The sequence below is a fragment of the Nonomuraea sp. NPDC049421 genome (assembly GCF_040677005.1).
Lineage (GTDB): Bacteria > Actinomycetota > Actinomycetes > Streptosporangiales > Streptosporangiaceae > Nonomuraea > Nonomuraea salmonea.
Map to the genome: position 1 here is coordinate 111457 of NZ_JBFAQA010000009.1, position 24456 is coordinate 135912.

The following is a 24456-nucleotide window of genomic DNA, read 5'->3' on the forward strand; positions in this document are numbered from 1 at the left end:
ACGTAGTGAGGTCGGCCGTCACGGCATGCTGCCCTCGAACGCACACCGAGTGCAAGGAGCAATTCGGCATGATCCCCCTGCTCAGCGTGGTCGTCCCCGTTCATGACGTGGAGCCGTACCTGACCGAGTGCCTGAAGTCGCTGGCGGCGCAGACGCTGGAGGACATCGAGGTGATCGTCGTGGACGACGGGTCCACCGACGGCGGCCGGCGGGTCGCCGAGGACTTCGCCGCCCGCGACGGCCGGTTCGTGCTGGTGAGCCAGCGCAATCTGGGTCCCGGGCCGGCGCGGAACGTGGGTGTCGGCCGGGCGCGGGGCACGTACCTGGCCTTCGCCGACGGTGACGACGTCGTGCCGCCGGAAGCGTACGAGCGGCTGGTCGGCACGCTCGCCGAGACCGGCTCCGACCTCGCGACCGGCGCCGTGCGGCGGCTGGTGGACGGCGGGCTGGAGGAGTCGACGCTGCACGAGAAGGTGTTCAGGCGCCCGCACCTGTGCACCCACATCACCGACAGGCCGGTGCTGGTCAGGGACCGCACGGTGTGGAACAAGGTGTACCGGCGCGACTTCTGGGAGCGCTGCGGCCTGCGTTTCCCCGCCGGCATCTACGAGGACGTCCCGGTGGCCATGCAGGCCCATGTGCTCGCGACCAGCGTGGACATGGTCGGCGACGTGGTCTACCACTGGCGCAAGCGCGAGGAGGGCGGCACCTCGATCACCCAGCGCCGCTCGGAGCTGCCGAACCTCCAGGAGCGGCTGTCGGCCATCCGCTCGGTGCGCACGTTCTTCGACGACCGCGCGCCCGAACTGCTCGACGGCTTCGACGCGCTCGTGCTGGAGAAGGACACGATCTTCCTGTTCCAGGCGCTGGAGCGGTGCACGGAGGACCCGGGGCCGCTGCTGGACCTGGGCCGGGCCTGGCTGGCCGAGCTGGGGCCGCACGTGCTGGCCGGCGCGCCTTCGCTGCGCCGCCTGGAGCTGCACCTGCTGCGGCGCGGGCTCATCAGGGAGCTGCGCACCGTACGGGAGTTCCGCCGCGGCCGCGAGGAGGTCGCCCGCGTGGTGCCGCGCGGCTGGCGGACGACCGGCTGGTACGGCGACTATCCCTTCTTCCGCGACCGCCGCCTGCGCATCCCGGACGAGGTGTTCGACGCCCGCGACGAGCTCAAGCTGGTCGCCAGGGTCGAGGAGTGCACCTGGACGGGGACGGACTACCGGCTGCGCGCATACGTGGGCATCCACCGGGTGGAGCGCAAAGTGCCGAAGGTGAGCCTGTGGCTCAGCGACGGCCGCCGCAGGGTGCCGCTGGAGGTGCGGCGCAAGGGCAGGTACGGCGTACTCGCGGTCGTGGACCCGGCCCGGCTCGACGGCGATCGCCCCTGGAAACTGGGGGTGCGGGCCGAGCTGCGCGGCCTGGTGTTCAAGGGCTGGTGCCGCGACGGAGAGGCGGGCGGCACGTGGCGATGGTCAGTGCCGGGATGGTCAAGAACCGTTATGGACATCCCCCAGTAGTTCCAGACAGTAATCGCTCCGGCGCGTCGCGTGGTCATGCTGGGATCCATGAGGACCTATTCGCTGGATGACGTCTACGAGACACGCAAGCGGAGAGACTCCTGGTGGACCGTCTATTTCGTGGATCCGGTCGCCTGCCGGGTCGCCCTTCCCGTCGCCAATCACACCCGGCTCACGCCCAATGCGCTCACTGTGCTCTCGCTGGTCCTCGGCACGGTGTCGGCCGCCTGTTTCGCGGCGAACCACCTCATAGCGGGCGCGGGCTTCTTCTATCTGAGCTTCATGATCGACTGCGTGGACGGCAAAATCGCCCGGCTGAAGGGCACGGGCACGCCGTTCGGGCTCTGGCTCGACTACGTGGGGGATCGGATCAGGGTCGTCCTGTGCGCCGGGGGGCTGGCGTACGGGCAGTACGCGCTGACGGGCGACGTGCACTACGTCGTGCTCGGCGCGGCGGTGGCGGTCCTGGACCTGTTCAGGTACGTCAACGCGCCGCAGATGAAGCGCGTACGCGAGGCCATCAGAGAGGAACGGCAGGAGGCGGAGCCGGACCCGCTGGGTCAGGACCCGATCGACGCCGACCCGCTCGGCGCCGACCCGGTGGGCCCGGAGCCGTTCTTCGCCGAGCGGCCGGAGGGCGAGCCGCGGGGGCGCGCTCAGCGGCGGATCTTCGCCCGGTTCTTCCGCAGGCTCAACCGGTTCCTGGCCCGTCATCGTGTGCGCTCGCACCTCGTGAGCGGCATCGAGTTCCATGCGGCGGTGTTCGTGGTCGCGCCCATCGCGGGGGCGTGGGCGCTGATCCCGCTCGCCGCGTCGTCTGGGGCGCTGCTGCTCGCCAACGAGGTCTTCCTTGTGTACCGGATGTGGCTCTTCACGCGCAGGCACGGCGTGGGCTCGCCTCAGGAGAGCCGAGAGCACGTTCTCGTCTAAGTTTTCGGGGGTTAGTACGACATGAACGACCGGCCAGTCTTCGTCATCGGATGCCCGCGGTCCGGCACCACGATGCTCCAGCTCATGCTCCACTCGCACCCGCGCCTCGCGGTGCCACCGGAGACGCGCTTCCTCGTTCCCGCTTATTACCGCCGCCGCAAGTGGGGCGACCTCCGGGTCGCCCAGCGCCGCCGCGCCCTGGCGCAGTGGATCGCGACCGACCGCAGCACCAAGTTCCGCGAGCTGAAGATCGACAAGGACGAGTTCGTCCGGCAGGCCGTCGAGGGCCCCGGCTCGCTGGGCTCGGTGCTCGGCACCGCCTTCAAGATGTACGCCGACCGCTTCGACAAGGCCCGCTGGGGCGACAAGCGGCCGAGCTACGTCAAGCAGGTGGACATGCTGCTGCGGCTCTTCCCCGACGCCCAGTTCATCCACCTCATCAGGGACGGCCGTGACTGCGTGGCCTCGCTGAAGGAGATGCCCTGGTACACCCTGGACTCCTTCCACGCCGTCTCCACCTGGGCAGAGGCCATCGACGCGGGCGGCAGGCTGCGTCGTACGCTGCCCGACGACACCTACTACGAGCTGCGCTACGAGGACCTCACCGACGACCCGATGACCGAGCTCAAGAAGCTCTGCCACTTCCTCGACGAGGACTTCTCGCCGGCGATGATCTCGCCGCGCGAGGCGGCCAGCGTGGCGGTGCCGCAGCACAAGGTCTGGCACAGCAACACCCACCACGAGGTCACCCGCAGCCGGGTCGGCAGCTGGGCGAACCGGCTGGAGGACTGGGAGGTGGCGCTGTGCGAGCACATGCTCGGCGACCGCCTGGAGTCGATGGGCTACGAGCTGAGCGGGGCGCCCAAGCCGTCCAAGGAGCACATCACCACCGCCCAGAAGACGATGCAGAAGCGCAGGGCCAGCAGGATGCGCAAGCACATGCGCGACCGGTTCAACCGGCTGCGCGAGCCCAGCCCGGTCGCCGCGCTGCTCACCTCGCGCCAGCGGTCGCTGGCCGGCGTGCCGCAGCAGCGTAAAGAGCTGACCGAGCCGGTCTGAGTTCTCGGGTCAGCGCTCTGGCGTCAGCGCTCTGGCGTCAGGCTCTCGGGTCAGCCCCCTCGGGTCAGCGCTCGATGTGGGCGAAGACCCGTTCCCAGCCGTCCAGCACGTGGTCGAGGCGGAACGCCTCGGCCCGTGCGCGGGCGTCGGCGCCCAGCCGGCGCCGCTCCTCCTCGTCGGCCACCAGCCGCGCGAGCCGCGCCGCGAACGCCGCCACGTCCCCGGGCGGCACCAGCACAGGGCCGGCCGAGCGCACGCCGCCCGACACGTCGAACGCCACCGCGGGCACCCCGTGCGCCGCCGACTCCAGCAGGACGATCGGCAGCCCTTCATGCTCGCTGGTCAGCCCCAGGATCGAGGCGTCCAGGTACTCGGCGGGCATGCGCTCGGCCGGCACCACCCCTCGGAACACCACGCGGTCCCCGACCCCCTCGCGCTCGGCGTGCGCACGCAGCCGTTCCAGCTCGCCGCCGGCGCCGATGAGGTGCAGCTCCCACGGCGGCGGCGCCTGCGACTTCGCGAACGCGCTGATCAGCCGGTCGAACCGCTTGACCCCCTCCAGCCGGCCCACCCCCACCACCCTGGGCGTGTCCAGCCGGGACATCTCCTCAGGCCAGCGGGCCAGCGGGTTCGGCAGCGCGCCCGCGTTGGGCAGCAGCGCGTGCTCGGAGAAGCGCCGCGCGTCGTCGTCGCTGAGGAAGAGCGCCTGGTCGAGCGGCGGGTAGTGGCGGCGGATCGAGGCCAGGTGCCAGCAGCCGCGGGCGTGGCCGTACGAGCCGTGATACTGGCCGATCGGCCGGAATCCGGGCGGCAGCAGGCCCGACACGCGGGCCACCACGGACGGCGAGGTCAGCACCGCGTAGCCGGGCGGGATCTCGCGCAGCAGCCCCTTCAGCCGCCGGTCGGCCAGCCTGCGGGCGATCGGCCCGTCGACCGGCCGCGGGCTGACCAGATGCCGGTGGTAGCGGGGCTCGTCCACGTAGCGGAACGGGCGTCCGGTGCGGTGCAGGCCGATCACGTGCACCTCGTGGCCGCGCTCGGCGAGACCCTGGGCCAGGGTGTGGGTGACCTGCTGGATCCCGCCGAGCGTGTCGGCGTCCAGGCAGGTGAACACGACGCTCACCGGGCCTCCTCGAAGAAGTCGGCGACGATCCGCGCCGCCGCGTCACCCCGCTCGTCGGCGCACCACATGCGGCGGAAGGCGGCGTAGCGCTCGGCGTACGACTCGTGCACGGCGGGCAGCCTGCGCAGCACCTCGGCCAGGTCCTCGGTGCTCGTCACGCACGGCCCTGGCGCGATGGCCGGCAGGTCGTGGTAGACGCCGCGCTCGGACAGGCGGTAGTCGTCCCAGTCGTCGATGTAGAACACCATCGGCTTGCCGGTCAGCGCGTAGTCGCACATGACGGAGGAGTAGTCCGTCAGCAGCGCGTCGGAGGCCAGCATGAGGTCGTTGATCTCGGGATAGGAGCTCGCGGGGCGGACGAAGTGCCGCAGGTGCTCGGGCGGCTGGTAACGCTCGACCGGATGCGTACGCAGCAGCACCACCCATTCGTCGGCCAGCTCCTCGGCCAGCAGTTCCAGGTCCACCCGTACCGAGCGGCCGCTGCCCTTGGCCTGGTCGCGGTAGGTGGGGGCGTACAGCAGGACGCGGCGGCCCGGCGGCACCTCCAGCCGGCGCAGCACCTCCAGGGCCCCGCCGTCCTGCGTGGAGCCCCGCACGAGGGCGTCGCAGCGGGGCGTGCCGCAGCGGTACACCTTGCCCGCGTAACCGTTCGACGGCAGGAACACGCGGGAGAACTCCGCGCTCGGCGACACCAGCGCGTCCCACCGCGCCACCGCGGCCCGCCACCTGGCGCGCGGGCCGTCGAAGTCGCCGCGCAGGTCGGGCGCGTCGAAGCCGATCGACTTGATGCCCTGGCCGTGCCAGGTCTGCAGGTAGCGGGTGCCGCGCGGCTTGGGGTAGTCGAGCGGGAAGCCGTGGCTGTCCACCCAGATCCCGGCCCGCGCCATCGTGTAGACGTAGCGCCAGCTGCCCCTGCGTACGAGCTTGGCGTCGGAGGGGAAGCTGCCGCGCCCCTTGGCGACCGACCAGACCGCGTCGATGGGCAGCCGCCGCCTGCGCACCTCCTCGTAGATGGCGCGCGGGCTGCCGCTGTAGCCCTTGCCGACGTCCGACTCGAACAGCGCCAGGTTCCTGCGCGGCGGCAGCACCCTGACCAGCAGCTTGTACGCCAGCAGCTTGTTGCGCGGCGTGCTGATCCGCTTGAGCACCTGCCGCTTGACCCGCCGCAGCACCGCCCGGGTGACCGAGTCGGGCCGCACGCACAGGTAGGCCGCGTACCCCTCGACGCCGAGCGTGCACCCGGGCAGCTCGATCGGTTCGGTCCTGGGGTCGGCGATGAGCCGGTCGGTCGTGGTCAGCCCGTCGGACAGCCGGGTGAACCCGATGCGCGGCTCGCACCGGCCGGTGGGCGTGAACTCGACGTGCGTGACGTACGCGCCCTGCGCCGACGGCTGCGGGTCGATCGGCACGCGGACCCGGCCGAGCTGCAGGAACGCCATCCACTCTGGCGGCAGCGCGCCGAACGGGTCGTAGCTGCGCACGGTCATCCGCACCCGCCGCCCGTCCGAGGACAGGTCGGCCACCTCGTGCCGCAGCCGGGAGGCGGTGAAGGGCAGCTCGGCCAGCCGCAGCCGGGTGATGTCCATGCCGGGCGACGGCGTGCTGCCCCAGTAGGTCCTGCCGCCGAGCTGCACCGCCGTCCTGGGCGCGGCGCGCGGGCCGGTGAGCGAGCCGGCCGCCACCCGCAGGTCCTCGACACGGTCGTCCATGATGAGCTGCGCGCAGACCCGGTCCAGCGGGTCCAGCCGGTCGAACACCTCGCCGGAGATCTCCTCCAGGTACGGCCGCACCACCGAGGCGAACTCCTTGACCCACACCAGGTCCCTGGCCGGCAGCGGGTTGAGGTAGACCCGCAGGTCCTGGCGCAGGAACCGGTACTGCCGGTGCGGCACCAGGTCGGCGGCCCCGTGCTCGCGCAGGATGTCGTCGCTCAGCCGGGCCGCGATCACCCGCTGGCGCACGTTCTCCAGGTCCTCGATGCTGAGCGAGATGGAGTCGTTCGCGGTCGAGCGGTGCCAGTGGTAGACGACCCAGGGCACGACGGCGAACCTGCGGGTCACCGCGTACAGCTCGGTGGCGAAGACGTGGTCCTCGTAGTGGATGTCCTCGGGGAAGCGCAGCATGTTCTCGCGCAGCAGCCGTACGTCGTAGAGCTTGTTGGTGCTGAAGCTGTCGAGGAACAGCTCGGGCTCCCGCCTGATGCCCTCGACCACGCGCCGCCGGGCGAACAACGACGGGTAGTAGGGGCGCAGCCGGCCGTTCGACTCGTGCAGCCGGGAGATCTGGCCCGCGACGAACTCGGCCCCGGTCCGCTCGATCTCGGCGAGCAGGCTCTTGCAGGCGTGCCGCGGCAGCTCGTCGTCGCTGTCGAGGAACATCACGTACGGGGAGCGCGCGGCGTCGATGCCGTCGTTGCGCGGGGCGCCGCAGCCGCCGCTGTTGGCCTGCCTGCGCAGGTAGCGGACCCGGGGGTCGCTCGCGGCCAGCCGCCTGGCGACCTCGGGCGTGCCGTCGGTGCTCGCGTCGTCGGCGATGATCACTTCGAGGTCGCGCAGCGACTGGCCGAGCACCGAACGTACGGCTCTGGGCAGGCGGGCCGCGTCGTTGTAGGTGATCACGACCACGGTGCAGTCCGGCATCGCGCATCCCCCCGTGAGACATCCCGGCGGGATTGGGCTTCCCCCGCCCAGGAGGAAGTGACCGGACTTGATGGACTATTTGCCCAAAATCAGCGCGTCAGGCGACGAATCACCCAAATGATGACAAGGAGTGCGGCGAGTCCGCCCACGATCGGCGCCACCCGCTTCAGCAGCGGCTGCCCGGCGATCTCCAGCAGGTCGAGCGCCTCCTCGTCGGGCGTGCGCGACGAGCGCAACGAGCCCACCTGCCGCTCCTGCACCGGCTCGGGCTCCGGCACCGCGCTCAGATGCCGCTCCTCCTCCTGCTCCTCCTGCTCGGCGGGCATCACCTTGGGCTCCGACAGCAGCTCCGCCAGGTTGCCGGCGAACTTCTCGATGAGCTTGCCCCCTACCTCGGCCATCACGCCCCGCCCGAATTGCGCGGGCCGGCCCGTGACGTTGAACGAGGTCTCGACGGTGACCAGCGTGGAGTCGTCGCGCGGCTGCATGCGGGCCTTGACCGTGGCCGAGGCCGTGCCCGAGCCCCTGGCCTCCTTGCCCGACGCCCGGATGGTGAGCGAGTAGGAGTCTTTGTCCACGTCCTCGAACGTGGCGGAACCCCGGTAGGTGACCGTGATGGGCCCGACCTTGACCTTCATCCTGCCGGTGAACTCGTCACCCTCGAAGACGTCCAAGGTCGCCCCTGGCAGGCACGGCGCGACCCGCTCGACGTCGAGCAGCACGGCCCAGGCCTGCTCGATCGGGACGGGAACAGTGAACTCGTGCTCGAACCGCATCGCCATCGATCCGCTCCTTCCGCCGATGCCTGTGACACTACGTCGCGAGGGGGACGCCCCGGAAGAGGGACGCCCCCGTCACGTCGTCAGGGCGCCCCGGCCGCGGCACGGACCGCGCGATAGGTCAGCACCCTGGCCAGATGCCGCCGGTAGTCCGGCTGGGCGTGCAGGTCTGCCGGGGGCGAGGTGCCCTCCGCCGCCTCGTCACACGCCTGGCGTACCTGGTCGCCCAGCTCCACGCCGGTCAGGGCGGCCTCCGTCGCGCCGGCCCGCAGCGGGGTCGCGCCCATGTTCGTCAGGCCGATCCTGGCCTCGGCGATCGAGCCGTTCGAGCGCTTGACCGCGGCCGCCACGCCGACGATCGCCCACGCCTGCGCGGTGCGGTGGAACTTCTCGTAGTGGAAGCCCCAGCCCTCGCCCAGCTTCGGGATCTTCACGCCGGCCAGGATCTCGCCCTGCGCCAGCGCCGGCTCCCAGTAGTCCACGAAGAACTCCGACGCCGGGATCTCCCGCTCGCCCTGCGCCGAGACCGCCACGAACACGCCGTCCAGCGCCAGCACCACGGCCGGCAGGTCACCCGCCGGGTCCGCGTGCGCCAGCGAGCCGCCGAACGTGCCCCGGTGCCTGATCGCCGGATCCGCCACGTGCGCCGTCGCCAGCGCCACCAGCGGGCAGCCCGCCGTCACCACCGGGGAGCGCATGACCTCGTCGTGCGTGGTCAGCGCGCCGATGAAGACGTGGTCGCCCCGGTCGTGCACGCCCTTGAGCTCCTCCAGCCGGCCCACGTCCACCAGCGCCGACGGGTACGCCAGCCGCAGCCGCAGCAAAGGCAGCAGCGACTGCCCGCCCGCGAGGACCTTGGCGTCCTCGTCGCCGGCCAGCACCTCGCACGCCTCGGCGACCGAGCCGGGACGCACGTACTCGAACTGCGCGGGGATCATGGCCGCTCTCCTTCCTGCGCCCGCTCCTGGAGGGCCCTCCAGACCCGCTCAGGCGTGCACGGCATGCGCACGTCGTCGATCCCGTACGGCCGCAGCGCGTCCACGACCGCGTTCACCACGGCCGGGGTCGAGGCGATCGTGCCCGCCTCGCCCACGCCCTTCGCGCCCAGCGGATTGCTGGTCGCCGGCGACTCCGTCCTGTCGAACGTGACGTCCGGCAGGTCGGCCGCCGACGGCAGCAGGTAGTCGGCCATGGTCGTGGTCAGCAGGTTGCCCTCGGCGTCGTACACGGCCTCCTCGAACAGCGCCTGCGCGATGCCCTGCGCGATGCCGCCGTGCAGCTGGCCCTCCACGATCAGCGGGTTGATCACCTTGCCGATGTCGTCCACCGCCACGTACGAGCGGATCTTCGTCCGGCCCGTCTCGGTGTCCACCTCCACCGCGCACAGGTGGGTGCCGTGCGGGAAGGAGTAGGTCTCCGGGTCGAACGTGGCCACGGAGTCCAGCCGCGCCTCCACCCCGTCGGGCAGGTTGTGCGCGGTGAACGCGGCGAAGGCCAGCTCCTGGATCGTCCTGCCCGAGTCGGTGCCGCGCACCTTGAACGTCCCCGCCTCGAACTCCAGGTCGTCGGGCGAGCACTCCAGCAGGTGCGCCGCCAGCACGCGCGCCTTGTCCTTGACCTTCTCGCACGCCTTCAGCACCGCGATCCCGCCGACGACCAGCGAGCGCGAGCCGTAGGTGTCCATGCCCTTGTGCGCGATCGCCGTGTCGCCGTGCAGCACCGAGATGTCCTCGAACGGCACGCCCAGCGCGTCGGCCACGATCTGGCTCCACGACGTCACGTGGCCCTGCCCGTGCGGCGAGCTGCCGGTGACGACCTCGACCTTGCCCGTGGGCAGCATGCGCACCTCGCCGTGCTCCCAGCCGCCCGCCCCGAAGCGGCCCTCGCCGAGCAGCCGCGACGGCGCCAGCCCGCACATCTCCGTGTACGTGCTCACCCCGATCCCGAGCTGCACCGGGTCGCCCCTGTCACGCCGGTCGGCCTGTTCGGCGCGCAGCTTGTCGTAGCCGAACAACGACAGCGCCCGCTCGGTCGCCGCCTCGTAGTTGCCCGAGTCGTACGTCAGCCCCGAGATCGTGGTGTACGGGAACTCCTCATGCCTGATCCAGTTGCGCCTGCGTACCTCCAGCGGGTCCATGTTCAGCTCGGCGGCCAGCTCGTCCATCATCCGCTCGATGCCGAACGTGGCCTCGGGCCGGCCCGCTCCCCGGTAGGCGTCCGTGGGCATCTTCGTGGTGAACACGCCCGTGCAGCCGAACTCGTACGCGTCCATCTTGTAGATCGCGTTGAACATCGACGCGCCGAGCAGCGGGATGCCCGGCGTCAGCAGCAGCAGGTACGCGCCCATGTCGGCGATCAGCTCCACCCGCAGGCCGCGGATGCGCCCGTCGGCGTCGGCCGCGAGTCGGAGGTGCTGGATCTGGTCGCGGCCGTGGTGCACGGTCAGGTTGCCCTCGGAACGCGACTCCGTCCACTTGACCGGCCTGCCGATCCGCCGCGCCAGCAGCAGGCAGAGCACCTCTTCCGCGGTGACCTGCAGCTTCGAGCCGAACCCGCCGCCCACGTCGGGCGCGACGACCCGGATCTTGTGCTCGGGGATGCCGGTCGTCACCGCCAGCATGACCCGCAGCACGTGCGGGATCTGCGAGGACGTCCAGAGCGTGTACGACTCGCCGTCGGTGTCGGCCAGCACCGCCCGCGGCTCCATCGCGCTCGGGATGAGCCGCTGCTGGGTGAACGTGCGCTCGACCACGACCGGCGCGTCCCTGAACGCCGCCTCGATGTCACCAGAGGTGATCTGCATGCTGTACGCCTTGTTGCCCGCCTCGTGCACCTTCGGGCTGTCCGGCGCCAGCGCCTCGTTCATGTCGAGCACCGCGGGCAGCGGCTCGTAGTCGACCTCGATCGCGTCCAGCGCGTCCGCCGCCCGGTACCGGTCGGTCGCGATCACGCAGGCCACCGCCTCGCCGACGTACCTGACCTCCGTCACCGCCATCGGCGGATGGTCGGGGATGACGACGTCCTCGGTCACCGGCCACGCGCACGGCAGGCTGCCCTGCTCCGCCGCCAGATCCTGGCCGCTGAAGGCCGCCACCACCCCCGGCAGGTCGCGTGCCCCTGAGACGTCGACCCGCGTGATGCGCGCGTGCGCCATCGGGCTGCGCAGGAACATCACGTGCAGCATCCCGGGCCTGGAGAGGTTGTCCGTCCACTGCGTGCGCCCCGTCAGCAGCCTGGCGTCCTCTTTCCGCCTGCGCGGCCGGCCGACCTCCTGGACGGTCATGACGTGCTCACCGCCTGCCCCATCTCCTGGGCGCCCCTGCGGACGGCCCGCACGATGTTGCAGTATCCGGTGCAGCGGCAGAGGTTGCCCTCCAGCCCCTGCCTGATCGTCTCCTCCGACGGCTCAGGGTCGTCCCTGAGCAGGTCGATCGCGGCCATGACCATGCCGGGCGTGCAGTAGCCGCACTGCAGGGCGTGCTCTTCGTGGAAGGCCCGCTGCATCGGATGCATCGAGCCGTTCGCGCCGTTCGTGCCGAGACCCTCGATCGTGACGACGTCGCAGCCGTCGGCCTGCACGGCCAGCACCGAACAGCTCTTGACGCTCTTGCCGTCGAGCATGACCGTGCACGCGCCGCAGTTGCTCGTGTCGCACCCTATGGGGGTGCCGGTCTTGCCCAGCCGCTCTCGTAGCAGGTGAACGAGGAGAAGCCGCGGCTCGACGTCCTCCTCGTACTTGACCCCGTCGACAGTGACGGTGATTCGGGGCATACGTCCTCCCTCAGGAGCAGGGGGAAAAGCGGACACTCCGAACCTACGCCGGTGTTTTTCCCGGTCAAGGGTTACTTACCGCGGAACACCCTGGCGATGATCGCCACCAGTCCCGCGAAGGCCAGCCCCAGCACCAGCACGCCCATCAGGACCAGCGGATCCGTGATCGCGCGGGTCACCGTCAAGATTCCCAAAACGATGAACAGGACACCGCTCAGCAGCGCCATCCAGTCGGTCCTGTGCAGCCGGCGCGGCCGCTCCTCCAGATCACGCCGCATGACGCACCGTCATGTCGCCCAGGCCGCCCTTGAGGTTGAGCACGATCGTCGACAGCTTGCCCTCCGGCTTGACCTCGGGCTCCAGCACGCGGTTGATCCGCAGGTCCACGCCGCCGCGCAGGGACTGGCCGATCATGATGTCGCCCACCTTGTTCGTCGCGTGCACCTCGACCCTGACCGTCGGTGGCACGATCACCTCCAGCTCGCCCGCCTGCACCGCCGCGTTGAACGTCACCTTCGTCCCCGGTGGCAGCGCCAGCTCCGACAGGTCCAGCCGGCCGTCACCGAGCCCCACGTCGTACAGTCTGGCCGCCTCCGCCACGCTCGTCGGCGCCCACTCGGACGGGCCGATGCTCTTCGGCACGCCGCCCAGCATCAATCCCATCCCTATGAGCAGCGCGACCGTCGTGCCCCCCGCGACCAGGCCGGCGCCCCGGCCCCACCAGGCGGCCACGAGCAGGCCCGCGCCGAACGTGATGAGCATGGCGCCGCCGACGATGGTGGGGCTCACTCCGGCGGCCGACCTGGCTTGGACGGCCACGACGATCCCTCCAATGATGATGGCCAGCAGGACAGTGATCGCGCCGATGTACGACTTCGGCTGCGGCCGGCGCTGCGGCCGCCGCGGATGCACCGGCATCGGGGGGCGGCCGTAGAACGCCGGGTCGTACGGTGAGTAGCCGGCCCGCCTGGCCGGATCCAGCGGCCGGTACGGGCCGTGCGGCGCGAACGGCGCCCCTTGGCTGTGGTCGATCGCGGTCGGCGGGTCAGGACGGTAGTCGCGGGGCCGCTTCGGCACCGGATGCTCGGCCGTCGCCGCCTCCGGCGAAACGGGCCCTTCGAACTGCTCCCGCCACCGCAGCCGCTCCTCCCAATCCCTGACCCCCGCAGCTCCCGCACCGGCCGCCCCTGCGCCGGACATGGCTGCGTCGGACGTGCCCGCACCGGACGTGCCCGCACCGGACGTGCCCGCACCGGACGTGCCCGCGCCGGCCATCCCTGCATCGGACGTTTCCGCGTCGGGGACCCCCGCGCTCGTCCCCGGAGCGCCGGCGGTCGCGCCCGGCGCGCTTGCGTGCGGGGCCGGGTGCTGGGTGGTGGGTGGTTCGCTTGAGGGCGGAAGAGATGCGCCCGACTGCCCCTGGCGATGGCGCCTGGCTTGGTAGGCGGCGTCACGCACGTCTTCCGCCGCCTGACGCAACCCCTCGACGTTCCAGGCCGGCGTGTCGCCGACCCGCCGGGTCGCCTCGTCGTCGGCCTCCGCGACCGCCTCCTCGACGGGCACCCCCTCCTGACGCAGAGCCGCCGCGCGCTCCTGCGGCGCCTTCGCCGGCGCTTCGGTACGGTCGGTCGTCCCTGCGTCGACGGGGGCGTCGGTGCGCTCCGGGCTAGGGACGGTGTCCGAAGGCGAGGCAGGGACCGAAGTGGTGGTGTCGGACGGGGCCGGGTCGAAGGCCGCCGCATCGGGTGAGCGGCGGCGGCTCAGGCGTTCGGGCATCGAGCGGGCCAGACCCACCAGATCGACCCCGTTCGTGTGGGCCGCCAGCAGGGACACCGCCAGGAACACGCCGACCACGAGCGAGCCGGTGTCGAGCCACACGGTGGCCACGTTGATCGCCAGGCCGAACGCCAGCACCGCCGTCAGCAGCACCAGCACGGTCTCGGCGTCGAAGTCGCGCCGCGTCCACTGCTCGATGATGCCGGGCCGCCCGTTCGGCTCCTTCATCAGCAGGAACGCCGCGAGATAGAGGAAAAGCCCGATGCCGGACCCGAGCAGCAGCACCGCGAAGGCGACGCGGAACACCACCGGGTCGATGCCGGTGTGCCGCCCGAGCCCCGCGCACACTCCCATGAGGAAGCGTCCCTCGCCGCTGCGTCGCAGCTGGGAGGGGGGAGCAGCCGGTTGCCTTGGCGGTGCTTCTGTCATGCGTACCATCGTGTCCCACGCACGCTACGCCCGCATCCGGGAGACCCCTGACAGGACCCGGGGGTTGTTCCCTGATGCCCATTTGGCCCGGGACGTGTGACCATGGCCATGTTATGGCTGACCAGAAGACACTCGCCGAGCAGAGCGGCGACAAGCCCTTTCGCCGGATGCTGCGCCCTATGGAGGGACGCCTGCTCGGTGGTGTCGCCCAGGGGCTGGCGACCCAGCTGAAGCTCGACCCGGTCGTGATCAGGCTGATGTTCGTGCTGCTCACCGCCGTGGGCTGGGCGGGCGCGCCGGCGTACGCGGTGCTGTGGATGGTGACGCCGCGCAAGCCGTACGAGGGGCAGGTGCCGCCGCGCGACTGGAGCCAGCTGGCCGCGTTCACCGCGATCGGGGTGGCGGTGCTGGCGTTCGGTTTGCTGACGGGGGCCTCGCAGGGCGGCATCGGCCTGCTGCCGTTCGCGGTGGGCGGGATCGGCGCGCTGATCCTGTGGCAGCAGGCCGACCCGGAGCGGCGCCGGAGCTGGATGAGCGGCGCGGCGCTGAGCATCAGGAAGAACCGCGTCCGTACGCTGCTCGGCATCGCGCTGGTGGTGATCGGCGCGGTCGGCTTCCTGTACTCGCAGGGCGAGCTGGCTCAGGCCAGGCCGGGCCTGATGTTCACGATCGTGGTCGTGGGCGGCCTGGCGGTGATCGCCGCCCCCTGGCTGGCGGGCCTGTGGAAGGAGCTCCAGCTGGAGCGCCGCGAGCGCATCAGGCAGGAGGAGCGCGCCGAGGTGGCGGCCATGGTGCACGACTCGGTGCTGCACACGCTGACGCTCATTCAGCGGGTGGCGCACGACCCGCGCGAGGTGTCGCGGCTGGCCCGCTCGCAGGAGCGCGAGCTGCGCAACTGGCTCTACCAGCCGGCGCAGGACGCCGACGCGACGGTGGCGGCGGCCGTGCGCAGGATCGCCGCCGAGGAGGAGGACGCGCACGGCGTGCCCATCGAGGTGGTGTGCGTGAGCGACATCGACCTCGACGCGGCGGGCAAGCTCGCGGCCATGCTCAAGGCGTCCCGCCAGGCGATGGTCAACGCGGCGAAATACTCTGAGAGTCCGTCCATTTCGGTGTACGCGGAGGTCGAGGGTGAAGAAGTCACGATTTTCGTGAAGGATCGGGGCAAGGGGTTCGACCTCGACGCGATCCCGCTCGACCGGATGGGCATCAGGGAGTCCATCATCGGCAGAATGGAGCGGCACGGCGGCACGGCCCGCGTACGCACCGCGCCGGGTGAGGGCACGGAAGTGATGTTGACGATGAAGGTGGAGAAGGCATGACGCGCGTACTGATCGTCGATGACCATCGGTTGTTCCGGTCGGGCGTGCGCGCCGAGCTGGGCGACTCGATCGAGGTCGTCGGGGAGGCCGAGGACGTCGAGACGGCGGTCAAGGCGATCGCCGCGCATCAGCCCGACGTGGTCCTGCTCGACGTTCACATGCCGGGCGGCGGCGGCCAGGAGGTGCTGCGGCGGGTGCTGGGCTCGGGGTCGCAGGTGCGGTTCCTGGCGCTGTCGGTGTCCGACGCGGCCGAGGACGTCATCGGGGTGATCAGGGGCGGGGCCCGCGGCTACGTCACCAAGAACATCAGCGGCAAGGAGCTGACCGACGCCATCAACCGGGTGGCCGAGGGCGACGCGGTGTTCTCGCCGCGGCTCGCCGGGTTCGTGCTGGACGCGTTCGCCTCCTCCGAGGCGCCGTCCATCGACCCCGAGCTCGACTCGCTCACCCAGCGCGAGCGCGAGGTGCTGCGGCTGATCGCGCGCGGTTACGCGTACAAGGAGATCGCGAAGGAGCTGTTCATCTCGGTCAAGACCGTCGAGACGCACGTGTCGTCGGTGTTGCGCAAGCTCCAGCTGTCGAACCGGCACGAGCTGTCGCGCTGGGCGACCGCCCGCAGGCTCGTCTGAGCCCTTCCTTGTGAACGCCGCTTCTGACCAGCGGTTTGTTCAAATTTGGATCGTTACAGGATAGTAATCACCATTTCGCACACGAATCGACCGTCCCGGTTGTCACACAAGGAGGTAGTCGAAAGCACTTAGTCCAGGAGTAACCCCTTTGATGCGCGTCACCCGGATGCTTCCGGCACTGGTCGCGCTCGCCGCCGCGTCGGCCTGCGCGGCACAGAGCGCCCCCGTACCCCGAGCCCAGACCCCCGTCGTCGTCGCCCAGGCGGCCGTCACGACCGCCCCGACCCCGACGCCGAGCCCCACCACCACCGGTACGGCTCGCAAGAAGGTCACGCTGGGCATCGCCGACATCACCCCGATGGGGGAGAAGACCGAGAAGGTCGGCGTCGGATTCCCGATCATCGTCACCTTCGACCGTGATGTGAAGAACAAGGCCGAAGTCGAGGCGCTGCTCGAGGTGAAGCCCGAGAAGCCGGTGGACGGGGCCTGGCGCTGGGTGTCGAAGCGCAAGGTGATCTACCGGACGAAGACGTACTGGCAGCCGTACCAGAAGGTGCTGTTCACCGCGCGGCTGTCGGAGCTGCCCGGCAACACCGGCGCCAAGAACGTCTCGCGCAGGTTCGCGGTCGGCGCGAAGCACATCTCCGTCGTGAACACCCGCAAGCACGTCATGAAGGTGTACCGCAACGGCAAGCTCGCCAAGAAGATCCCGATCAGCGCGGGCAAGGGCGGCCTCGTCCGCAACGGCGTGGACGTCTACCTCACCACCAGCGGAACCCACCTCACCATGGGCAAGAAGGCCGTGGAGACCATGACGTCGTCCTGGATGGGCGTCACGGACCCCAAGGACCCGCGCTACTACAAGGAGGAGATCCCGTGGGCGGTGCGGATCTCCGACAGCGGTGAGTACGTCCACCAGAGCGCCGGCTACTACCACTTCCTCGGCCGCTCCAACCAGAGCCACGGCTGCGTGCGGGCCACCCCGGCGGGCGCCAAGTGGTTCTACACGATCGCCCAGCGCGGCGACGTCGTGAAGATCACCGGCACCAAGCGCAAGCTCCAGTGGAACAACGGCTGGAGCTACTGGCAGCTCAACTGGACCCAGTGGAAGAAGGGCAGCGCCCTGAAGAGCTGACGGACTCGACCCGCTTCGACGACACCGCAGGGCCGCGCCCCACGCCAGGGGAGCGGCCCTGCGCCGTCTAGAGCTTCTCCAGCGGCGCGTACGACAGCAACAGCGTCTTCTCCCCGCCAGTGCCGAAGTCGATCTTCACCTTGGTCTTCTCCGCGACCCCGTCCACGGACACGACGGTGCCGAGCCCGAAGCTGTCGTGCGAGACCCGGTCACCGGGCGCCAGCGACGGCATCGTCCGCCCGCCACCGCCGCCCTTGGCCGGGGCGGGACGCGCGGCGGGCTCGCGCCGCGTGGCCGCGCTCCAGGCCGACTTCTCCGGGTCGGTACGCCAGTCGATGAGCTTGCCCGGCACCTCGTTCACGAACCGGGACGCGGGGTTGAACGACGGCGCGCCCCACGAGCTGCGCACGGCCGCCCTGGTGAGGTAGAGCCGCTGCTGGGCCCTGGTGATGCCGACGTAGGCCAGCCGCCGCTCCTCCTCCAGCTCCTTCGGCTCGCCCAGCGACCGCACGTGGGGGAACACGCCGTCCTCCATCGCGGTCAGGAACACGACGGGGAACTCCAGCCCCTTGGCGGTGTGCAGGGTCATCAGCGTCACCACGCCCTGCCCGCCGTCGGAGTCGGGGATCTGGTCGGCGTCGGCCACCAGCGACACCTGCTCAAGGAACTCGACCAGCGTGCCCTCCGGGTTGGCCTCCTCGAACTCCGAGGCCACCGAGATCAGCTCGTTGAGGTTCTCCAGGCGGGACTCGTCCTGGGGGTCCTCCGACGCCTCAAGCTCGGCGCGGTAGCCGGTGGCGACCAGCACCTCCTCGGCCAGCGCCGACGGCGGCACCCCCTCGGCCTTGCCGATCAGCTCCTCGATCATCGCGACGAACTCGCGTACGGCGTTGAGCGAGCGCGTCGCCATGCCGTGGGCCTCGTCGGCGCGGCGCAGCGCGTCCCAGAACGAGATGCGCTCGCGCGACGACAGCGCCTCGATCATCGCCTCGGCCCGCTCGCCGATGCCGCGCTTGGGCACGTTGAGAATGCGCCGCAGCGACACCACGTCGTTGGGGTTGGCCAGCACCCGCAGGTAGGCCAGCAGGTCCTTGACCTCCTTGCGCTCGTAGAAGCGCACGCCCCCGACCACCTTGTAGGGCAGCCCGGTGCGGATGAAGATCTCCTCGAACACCCGGGAGGCCGCGTTGGTGCGGTAGAACACCGCCACCTCACCCGGCTTGACCCCCTCCTCGTCGCTGAGCCGATCGACCTCCTGAGCCACGAACATGGCCTCGTCGTGCTCGTTGTCGGCGACGTAGCCCACGATCTGCGGGCCGTCGCCCTGGTCGGACCAGAGGTTCTTCGGCTTGCGCGACTCGTTGCGGGAGATGACCGCGTTGGCGGCGGCCAGAATGTTCTGGGTCGAGCGGTAGTTCTGCTCCAGCAGGATCGTGCGGGCGTCGGGATAGTCGCGCTCGAACTCGAGGATGTTGCGGATCGTCGCGCCGCGGAAGGCGTAGATCGACTGGTCGGCGTCGCCCACCACGCACAGCTCCGACATGTCGGACCCCGAGCGCACCAGCTCGCCGTCGTCGGTGCGCAGCTCGGGATGCCCCACCAGCTCCCTGATCAGGATGTATTGGGCGTGGTTGGTGTCCTGGTATTCGTCGACCAGCACGTGCCTGAACCGCATCCGGTAGTGCTCGGCGACGTCGGGGAAGAGCTGGAACAACGTCACCGTGTTCATGATGATGTCGTCGAAGTCCATCGCGCCGGCCTCGGTCAGCTTGAGCTGATAGGCCTTGTACGCCTGCGCGAGCGTCTTCTCCAGGTGCGAGCCCGCCCGGTCGATCGCGGTCTCGTAGTCGACCAGCTCGTTCTTGAAGTTGCTCACCTGCGCGGAGAACGAGCGCGGCGGATAGCGCTTGGGGTCGAGGTCCATCTCCCTGCACACCATGGCCATCAGCCGCTGAGAGTCGGCCTGGTCGTAGATGGAGAAACTGGACGGGAACCCCAGCCGCTTGGCCTCACGCCGCAGGATCCGCATGCAGGCGCTGTGGAACGTCATCACCCACATCGCCCGCGAGCGCGGCCCGACCAGCTTGTCGATGCGCTCCTTCATCTCCTTGGCGGCCTTGTTGGTGAAGGTGATGGCGAGGATCTCGCCGGGATGCACGTCGCGCTCGGCCAGCAGGTAGGCGATGCGGTGCGTGAGCACCCGTGTCTTCCCCGAGCCCGCCCCGGCCACGATGAGCAGGGGACTGCCATGATGGATCACGGCCTCGCGCTGCTGCGGATTGAGGCCATCGAGCAAGGGGTGGTCAACAGAGACTTGGGTCGGCACCCACCCAGGGTAAGACGCTCCACCGACAAAAGGCGCCCGGAATGCCGACGAGAGGGTGCCGGTTGACCCCCACAGAAGGTCAGGAAAGAGGGATCATGCTGCCTGAGAGCGAGATCAACCGCGTGCTCGTGGTGAGCGCCCACCCCGACGACGCCGACTTCGGCTCCGCCGGGACCATCGCGCTGTTCGCCGACCGGGGGGTGGAGGTCACCTACCTGCTGGTCACCGACGGCGACGCGGGCGGCAACGAGCGCACGCTCGACAACTCCGGCATGGCCGAGCTCCGCCGCACCGAGCAGCTCGCCGCCGCCAAGGCCGTGGGCGTCACCGACGTACGCTTCCTCGGCTACTCCGACGGCCAGGTGACCCCCACGCTTGAGCTGCGGCGCGACATCGCCCGGGTGATCCGCCAGGTCAAACCCGACCTCGTCATCACCCACCACCCCGACCGCAACTACCAGTTCATCGCCCCCAGCCATCCCGACCACCGCGCGGTGGGCGGCGCCGCCCTCGACGCCGTCTACCCCGACGCCCGCAACCCCTACGCGTTCCCCGAGCTGCTCAAGGACGAGGGCCTGGAGGCGTGGACCGTCCGCGAGGTGTGGCTCAACGGCGGCCCCACCCCCAACCACTGGGTGGACATCACCGCCTCGATGGACCGCAAGCTCGCCGCGCTGCAGTCGCACGTCAGCCAGGTCGCCCACGTGGAGGGCTTCGCCGACTTCGTCAAGAGCCGCTTCGGCGCGTGGGCAGAGCAGGCCGGCTTCGGCGAGGGCCACTACGCCGAAGGCTTCCAGGTCGTCCCCACCGCCTGACCCCCGCTCCCGAAGGCTTCCAGGTGGTCCCCATCGCCTGACCCCTCATGAAGGCTCGCCACCCACCCACCCCTGCCTCCCGGACGATCGGGACCTGTCAGGCCGGCTCCCCACCAGTCCGAACGCCGGCCATGCGACCGAGCAGCGCCTGCGCGAGCTGAGCAGAGGAAGTGGCGCGGGGCGTGTCTCCGTGAGCTGAGACGTAGCCTGCAAGGATGCTGCTCCGCTCGATCGCCGTGCTGGCCGCCGCCAACGTGCTCAACAACAAGGTCGTCCCCCGCCTGGGGCCCTTGACGTCCACCCTCGCCACCGGCGCGCTCGTCGCGATGGCCCGAAGGTCCGGGCTGACGTGGGAGGAGATCGGGTTCGAGGACGGGCGACGGGGAGCGGTCGCGGGGGGTGTGCTGGCGGCGGCGGTGGCCGCGGTCTACACCGTGGGGGTGGCGTCGCCGCGTACGAGGCCGCTCTTCCACGACGAGCGGGCGCTGTCGTTGTCGCGCGCCCGGGTCTTCGAGGAGGCGCTGCTTCAGGTCCCCCTGGGGACGGTGCTGCTGGAGGAGGTCGGGTTCAGGGGGGCGCTGTACGGCATGCTGCGCAAGAGCCACGGCACGCTCGCCGCCACGGCCGTCTCCTCCGGGTTGTTCGGGCTGTGGCACATCCTGCCGTCGATCGACATGGCGCGGGCCAACCCGGCGCTGGGCGCGTTGACGGCCGGAGAGTCGCCCGGGCGGCTGGACGTGGCCCGGGTGGTCGTGGGCAGCGTCGTGTCGACGGCGGCGGCCGGAGTGCTGTTCTGCGAGCTGCGCCGGCGCCGGGGCCTGCTCACCCCCGCCATGCTCCACCTCGCCACCAACTCCCTCGGCTACCTCTTCGCCCGCCTCGCCGCTCCCGGCCCCGCCCAAGAGCCCACCCCACGCGACCTCCGCCAGCCCTCCTGACCGCAGGAGCATCCGCCCCGCCCAAGAGCCCACCCAGGAGCCCGCCCAGGAGCCCACCCAGGAGCCCGCCCAGGAGCCCGCCCAGGGGTCCGACCAGGGGTCCGACCAGGGGTCCGACCAGGGGCCCGCCCAAGCACCTGTCCCGCCCCGGACGCGCCGGCCTCAAACGTGAGGCCGTTCTGCGGAGCCGTCGTGATCTCGGACGTACTCGGCGCGGGTGATCTCGTGCACCGCGGCTGGTCGGCCGGTTGCCGGGACGACGGCGTCGAAGCCGAAGCGCATGCCGATCTTGTCCATGACACGCTTCGAGCGGTGGTTGTCGACGTGCCGGACGCTGACCACGCGGTCGAGACCACGGTCGATGAGCCCGTATCGCAGCAACGCTCCAGCGGCCTCCGTGGCAAGGCCGGCTCCCCAGTGCCGGCGGCTCAGCCGCCACCCGATCTCCACCGCGGGAAGGATCTCGGGAAGAAAGGCCGGCACGGTCAGCGCCACCCACCCGGCGAACTGGTGCGTATCCCGCACCACCACGGAGAGCATGCCGAAGCCGCGCTCGTCCCATTCGCGTTGAGCGCGGGCGATGACGGCCGCAGCCCGATCGCGATCAAACGGCGACGCCGATCCATCGCCGATGTAGCGCATGACCTCGGGGTCGGCGTCCATCGCGGCGAGCGGGTCGATGTCGTCCTCGGTCGGGCGACGCAGGAGGAGCCGCTCAGTTGTCAGCGAGATCATCGGCCGATTGTGCCAGGTCGGCTCAGCCCGTTTTGACCCGGTCAGGAGGCGGTCGGGCGGGTGAGGCGGGTGCGGCGTCGTTCTTCCGGGGTGAGGCCACCCCAGATGCCTTCGGACTCGCCGGCGTCCAACGCGTACGCGCGGCATTCCTCCACGACCTGGCAGCCGGCGCAGATGGCCTTCGCTCGGGCCTCCTGCAGCGGGGTGGGGGCCAGGGGGAAGAAGAGGTCAGGGTCGCTGGTGCGGCATGCCCCCCTGCGCAGCCAGCCGATTTCCTCCAGTGGCATGCACCAACGGTAGGCCGAGGACAAGATCGGTGGCATCATCCTCTGGGTTGATCCCTGGCCTACGACCAGGCGATTACGTCGTCAGCAGGCGGAAACGCCGTTCTGGTAGCCGGCGGCGAAGGACCTCTGGCGTTGTTCGGCCGTTCCGTGGGCCGAGGGGTCGAGCCAGTCGTCCGTGGGGTCACCGGCCGCCGCCAGGCTGTAGAGCAGTTCCTCCTCGTCGCCCTCCTCGGCGGCCAGGGCGCCGGACGCGACCATGCCGCTCAGGGCGGCGCCCGCGTAGCAGTCGGCCTGCAGTTCCATCTGGATGTTCAGCTGGTAGCCGGTGCGGAGCTGCGCCTGTACGGCATGCCCGAACTCATGCGGGATGATGACATAGACGGATCCGTCGCCCATCTCACTCCACAAGGACTCCATCCAGTCCTGGTCGAACGCGATGAAATGCCCCAGCGGGCAGTAGAAGGCGTTGTTCGGGACGGCGGGCTGGTCGCCGCAGCTCGGCCCGAAACGTCCCGAGTAGGGAATGAAATCATTGACAGGCCGATAAGTCCGGCCGGACTCCTGGAACTGCAGCCGCCAGAACTCCTCCGTCAGCGTCCGCGCGGTCCGTACGTCCCCCTCGAACGTGTCGTCCCCCGCCCTGTCCATCGACTCCCGCCGCACCACTCCACAGCCCGTCGAGACGACGACCAGGACCAACGTCAGGACGGCGGCCATGAACCGGACCGAGCGGGGCGAAGTCACACCTCCAGCATGCGTCACGCGTCCCACCTGTGCACGGGTTCGTTGCTGTGCATGCGTTCGATGTACTCCAAGGTCATGGCCCGCAGCGCCGCGTGCCGGTCGCCACCGTGCGCGCGCACCCGGTCCACCTGCCAGCTCGCCCCCGTACGCCCCGTCAGGCACCGCCCCTCGATGACGGACAGCAGCCGATCCGCGGAAGCCCCGTCCACGCCCCACTTCGCCAGCCCCTCACGCGCCAGAGGCAGCAGCCGCCGCAGGATCAGCTCGGCGGCCGGCACCTCGCCCACTCCCGGCCAGTACAGCCGCGCGTCGAGCCCGTGCCGCGCGGCGGCCGCCAGGTTGTCCGCCGCCGCCTGGAACGACATCCGGCTCCAGATCGGACGCTCGTCGTACGGCAGCACCTGCATCAACCCGTAGTAGAACGCCGCGTTGGCCGCGATGTCGACGACCGACGGACCCGCCGGCAGCACCCGGTTCTCCACGCGGAGGTGCGGCACCCCGTCGACGACCGCGTACACGGGCCGGTTCCAGCGGTAGATGGTGCCGTTGTGCAGGGTCAGCTCGTGCAGCTCCGGGATGCGGCCCTGGTCCAGCTCGGCGCGCGGGTCCTCGTCCGCGCAGAGGGGCAGCAGGGCGGGGAAGTAGCTGACGTTCTCCTCGAACAGGTCGAAGACGCTGGTGATCCACCGTTCGCCGAACCACACCCGCGGCCGTACGCCCTGCGTCTTCAGCTCGGCCGGCCGCGTGTCGGTGGCCTGCTCGAACAGCGCCATCCTGGTCTCCCTGTGCAGCTCCTTGCCGAACAGGTACGGCGAATTGGCCGCCACCGCCACCTGCGGCCCGGCGATGGCCTGGGCGGCGTTCCAGTGCGCGGCGAACATGTCGGGGCTGACCTGGAGGTGCAGCTGCACGCTGGTGCAGGCCGCCTCGGGGGCGAGGCTGTCGGCGTGCGTGTCGAGCCGTTCGACGCCCTCGATGCACAGGTGCAGGTCCTCGCCCCTGGCGGCGAAGATCTGCTCGTTGAGCAGGCGGTAGCGGGGGTTCGCCGACAGCGTGCCCTCGCCGATGTCCTGCTCGCGCAGCGTGGGCAGGATGCCGATGAGGACGAGGTGGGCGCCCTCCGAACGCGCGCGTGACTCGGCGTGGTTCAGCCTGGCGCGTACGTCGTTCTCCAGGCGCAGGGCGCCGTCGCCGCTCAGCTCCTGGGGCTCGACGTTGATCTCGACGTTGAACTGGCCCAGCTCGGTCGCCCAGTCCGGCTGCGCGATGGCGGCGAGCACCTCGGCGTTGCGCATGAGGGCCTCGCCCCGCGCGTCCACGATGTTGAGCTCGATCTCCAGTCCGGCGAGCGGGTGCTCGAACGCGAAACGGGACTCGCGCAGCATCCGGGCGAACACGTCGAGGCAGCGGTGCACCTTCTCCCGGTATTGCCGGCGATCGTCCCTGCTGAACACGACGACCGGCACGTCCCTGCCCATATCTCGAAATGTCGCACGCCGAAGCCGACT

General features: G+C 70.5%; 21 protein-coding genes. 8 read left to right on the forward strand and 13 right to left on the reverse strand.

Annotation, left to right across the window (positions count from 1 at the left end):
* Positions 1 to 68 precede the first annotated feature (68 nt).
* Genes AB0K18_RS17595 through AB0K18_RS17605 form a run of 3 tightly spaced genes read left to right on the forward strand, consistent with a single transcriptional unit; the run spans position 69 to position 3500 of the window.
* Entirely contained in the window at positions 69 to 1511 is a 1443-nt protein-coding gene (locus AB0K18_RS17595) for a glycosyltransferase family 2 protein (RefSeq protein ID WP_364915054.1), read from the forward strand.
* A 48-nt stretch (positions 1512 to 1559) separates the two neighbouring features.
* Positions 1560 to 2441 carry a CDP-alcohol phosphatidyltransferase family protein gene (locus AB0K18_RS17600; protein WP_355410939.1) on the forward strand — a complete coding sequence of 294 codons (882 nt, stop codon included), beginning with the start codon at positions 1560 to 1562 and terminating at the stop codon, positions 2439 to 2441.
* Between the two features lie 21 nt (positions 2442 to 2462).
* Positions 2463 to 3500 (forward strand): sulfotransferase, encoded by a 1038-nt coding sequence (locus tag AB0K18_RS17605; protein ID WP_364915056.1) that lies wholly within the window; start codon positions 2463 to 2465, stop codon positions 3498 to 3500.
* Positions 3501 to 3564: 64 nt separating this feature from the next.
* Here AB0K18_RS17605 and AB0K18_RS17610 read toward each other — a convergent pair whose 3' ends face one another.
* The 8 genes from AB0K18_RS17610 to AB0K18_RS17645 all read right to left on the reverse strand — a co-directional run bounded on the left by AB0K18_RS17610 (position 3565) and on the right by AB0K18_RS17645 (position 14026).
* Positions 3565 to 4623 (reverse strand): glycosyltransferase, encoded by a 1059-nt coding sequence (locus AB0K18_RS17610; RefSeq protein ID WP_364915058.1) that lies wholly within the window; start codon positions 4621 to 4623, stop codon positions 3565 to 3567.
* Positions 4620 to 7262, reverse strand: coding sequence for a CDP-glycerol glycerophosphotransferase family protein (locus tag AB0K18_RS17615; RefSeq protein ID WP_364915060.1), 2643 nt, complete (start codon positions 7260 to 7262; stop codon positions 4620 to 4622). Before AB0K18_RS17615 ends, AB0K18_RS17610 begins: the two co-directional genes overlap by 4 nt.
* A gap of 89 nt (positions 7263 to 7351) precedes the next feature.
* The gene (locus AB0K18_RS17620) at positions 7352 to 8044 is read right to left on the reverse strand and encodes an SRPBCC family protein (protein ID WP_364915062.1); all 693 of its coding nucleotides are present in this window, start codon (positions 8042 to 8044) and stop codon (positions 7352 to 7354) included.
* Between the two features lie 80 nt (positions 8045 to 8124).
* The gene (locus AB0K18_RS17625) at positions 8125 to 8979 is read right to left on the reverse strand and encodes a xanthine dehydrogenase family protein subunit M (RefSeq protein ID WP_364915064.1); all 855 of its coding nucleotides are present in this window, start codon (positions 8977 to 8979) and stop codon (positions 8125 to 8127) included.
* Entirely contained in the window at positions 8976 to 11324 is a 2349-nt protein-coding gene (locus tag AB0K18_RS17630; protein ID WP_364915066.1) for a xanthine dehydrogenase family protein molybdopterin-binding subunit, read from the reverse strand. The genes AB0K18_RS17625 and AB0K18_RS17630 overlap by 4 nt, the downstream gene beginning before the upstream one ends.
* Positions 11321 to 11812, reverse strand: coding sequence for a (2Fe-2S)-binding protein (locus tag AB0K18_RS17635; RefSeq protein ID WP_364915068.1), 492 nt, complete (start codon positions 11810 to 11812; stop codon positions 11321 to 11323). Before AB0K18_RS17635 ends, AB0K18_RS17630 begins: the two co-directional genes overlap by 4 nt.
* 71 nt (positions 11813 to 11883) lie before the next feature.
* Positions 11884 to 12090: a hypothetical protein gene (locus tag AB0K18_RS17640; RefSeq protein ID WP_364915070.1), complete on the reverse strand. Its 207-nt coding sequence runs from the start codon at positions 12088 to 12090 to the stop codon at positions 11884 to 11886.
* Positions 12080 to 14026 carry a PspC domain-containing protein gene (locus tag AB0K18_RS17645; protein WP_364915072.1) on the reverse strand — a complete coding sequence of 649 codons (1947 nt, stop codon included), beginning with the start codon at positions 14024 to 14026 and terminating at the stop codon, positions 12080 to 12082. Before AB0K18_RS17645 ends, AB0K18_RS17640 begins: the two co-directional genes overlap by 11 nt.
* Positions 14027 to 14130: 104 nt before the next feature.
* Here AB0K18_RS17645 and AB0K18_RS17650 point away from each other — a divergent pair, with 104 nt between their 5' ends.
* The 3 genes from AB0K18_RS17650 to AB0K18_RS17660 all read left to right on the forward strand — a co-directional run bounded on the left by AB0K18_RS17650 (position 14131) and on the right by AB0K18_RS17660 (position 17103).
* The gene (locus tag AB0K18_RS17650) at positions 14131 to 15339 is read left to right on the forward strand and encodes a PspC domain-containing protein (RefSeq protein ID WP_364915074.1); all 1209 of its coding nucleotides are present in this window, start codon (positions 14131 to 14133) and stop codon (positions 15337 to 15339) included.
* Positions 15336 to 15968, forward strand: coding sequence for a response regulator transcription factor (locus AB0K18_RS17655; RefSeq protein ID WP_237106330.1), 633 nt, complete (start codon positions 15336 to 15338; stop codon positions 15966 to 15968). The genes AB0K18_RS17650 and AB0K18_RS17655 overlap by 4 nt, the downstream gene beginning before the upstream one ends.
* Positions 15969 to 16119: 151 nt before the next feature.
* Positions 16120 to 17103 carry a L,D-transpeptidase gene (locus AB0K18_RS17660; protein ID WP_364915076.1) on the forward strand — a complete coding sequence of 328 codons (984 nt, stop codon included), beginning with the start codon at positions 16120 to 16122 and terminating at the stop codon, positions 17101 to 17103.
* A 67-nt stretch (positions 17104 to 17170) separates the two neighbouring features.
* On the opposite strand, the gene pcrA is transcribed toward AB0K18_RS17660, so the two are convergent.
* Positions 17171 to 19399 carry a DNA helicase PcrA gene (gene pcrA, locus AB0K18_RS17665; protein ID WP_364915384.1) on the reverse strand — a complete coding sequence of 743 codons (2229 nt, stop codon included), beginning with the start codon at positions 19397 to 19399 and terminating at the stop codon, positions 17171 to 17173.
* Between the two features lie 125 nt (positions 19400 to 19524).
* On the opposite strand from pcrA, the gene AB0K18_RS17670 reads away from it, so the two are divergent.
* Positions 19525 to 20244 (forward strand): PIG-L deacetylase family protein, encoded by a 720-nt coding sequence (locus tag AB0K18_RS17670; RefSeq protein ID WP_364915078.1) that lies wholly within the window; start codon positions 19525 to 19527, stop codon positions 20242 to 20244.
* 215 nt (positions 20245 to 20459) lie between these two features.
* The gene (locus AB0K18_RS17675) at positions 20460 to 21182 is read left to right on the forward strand and encodes a CPBP family intramembrane glutamic endopeptidase (RefSeq protein ID WP_364915080.1); all 723 of its coding nucleotides are present in this window, start codon (positions 20460 to 20462) and stop codon (positions 21180 to 21182) included.
* 162 nt (positions 21183 to 21344) lie between these two features.
* On the opposite strand, the gene AB0K18_RS17680 is transcribed toward AB0K18_RS17675, so the two are convergent.
* The 4 genes from AB0K18_RS17680 to AB0K18_RS17695 all read right to left on the reverse strand — a co-directional run bounded on the left by AB0K18_RS17680 (position 21345) and on the right by AB0K18_RS17695 (position 24426).
* A complete protein-coding gene (locus tag AB0K18_RS17680; RefSeq protein WP_364915082.1) occupies positions 21345 to 21917 on the reverse strand; it encodes a GNAT family N-acetyltransferase in 573 nt (190 codons plus the stop codon).
* A gap of 41 nt (positions 21918 to 21958) precedes the next feature.
* Positions 21959 to 22204, reverse strand: coding sequence for a WhiB family transcriptional regulator (locus AB0K18_RS17685; protein WP_364915084.1), 246 nt, complete (start codon positions 22202 to 22204; stop codon positions 21959 to 21961).
* An 81-nt stretch (positions 22205 to 22285) separates the two neighbouring features.
* Positions 22286 to 22948 (reverse strand): neutral zinc metallopeptidase, encoded by a 663-nt coding sequence (locus tag AB0K18_RS17690; RefSeq protein ID WP_364915086.1) that lies wholly within the window; start codon positions 22946 to 22948, stop codon positions 22286 to 22288.
* 14 nt (positions 22949 to 22962) lie between these two features.
* Entirely contained in the window at positions 22963 to 24426 is a 1464-nt protein-coding gene (locus AB0K18_RS17695; protein WP_364915088.1) for a glutamate--cysteine ligase, read from the reverse strand.
* Positions 24427 to 24456: the final 30 nt, after the last annotated feature.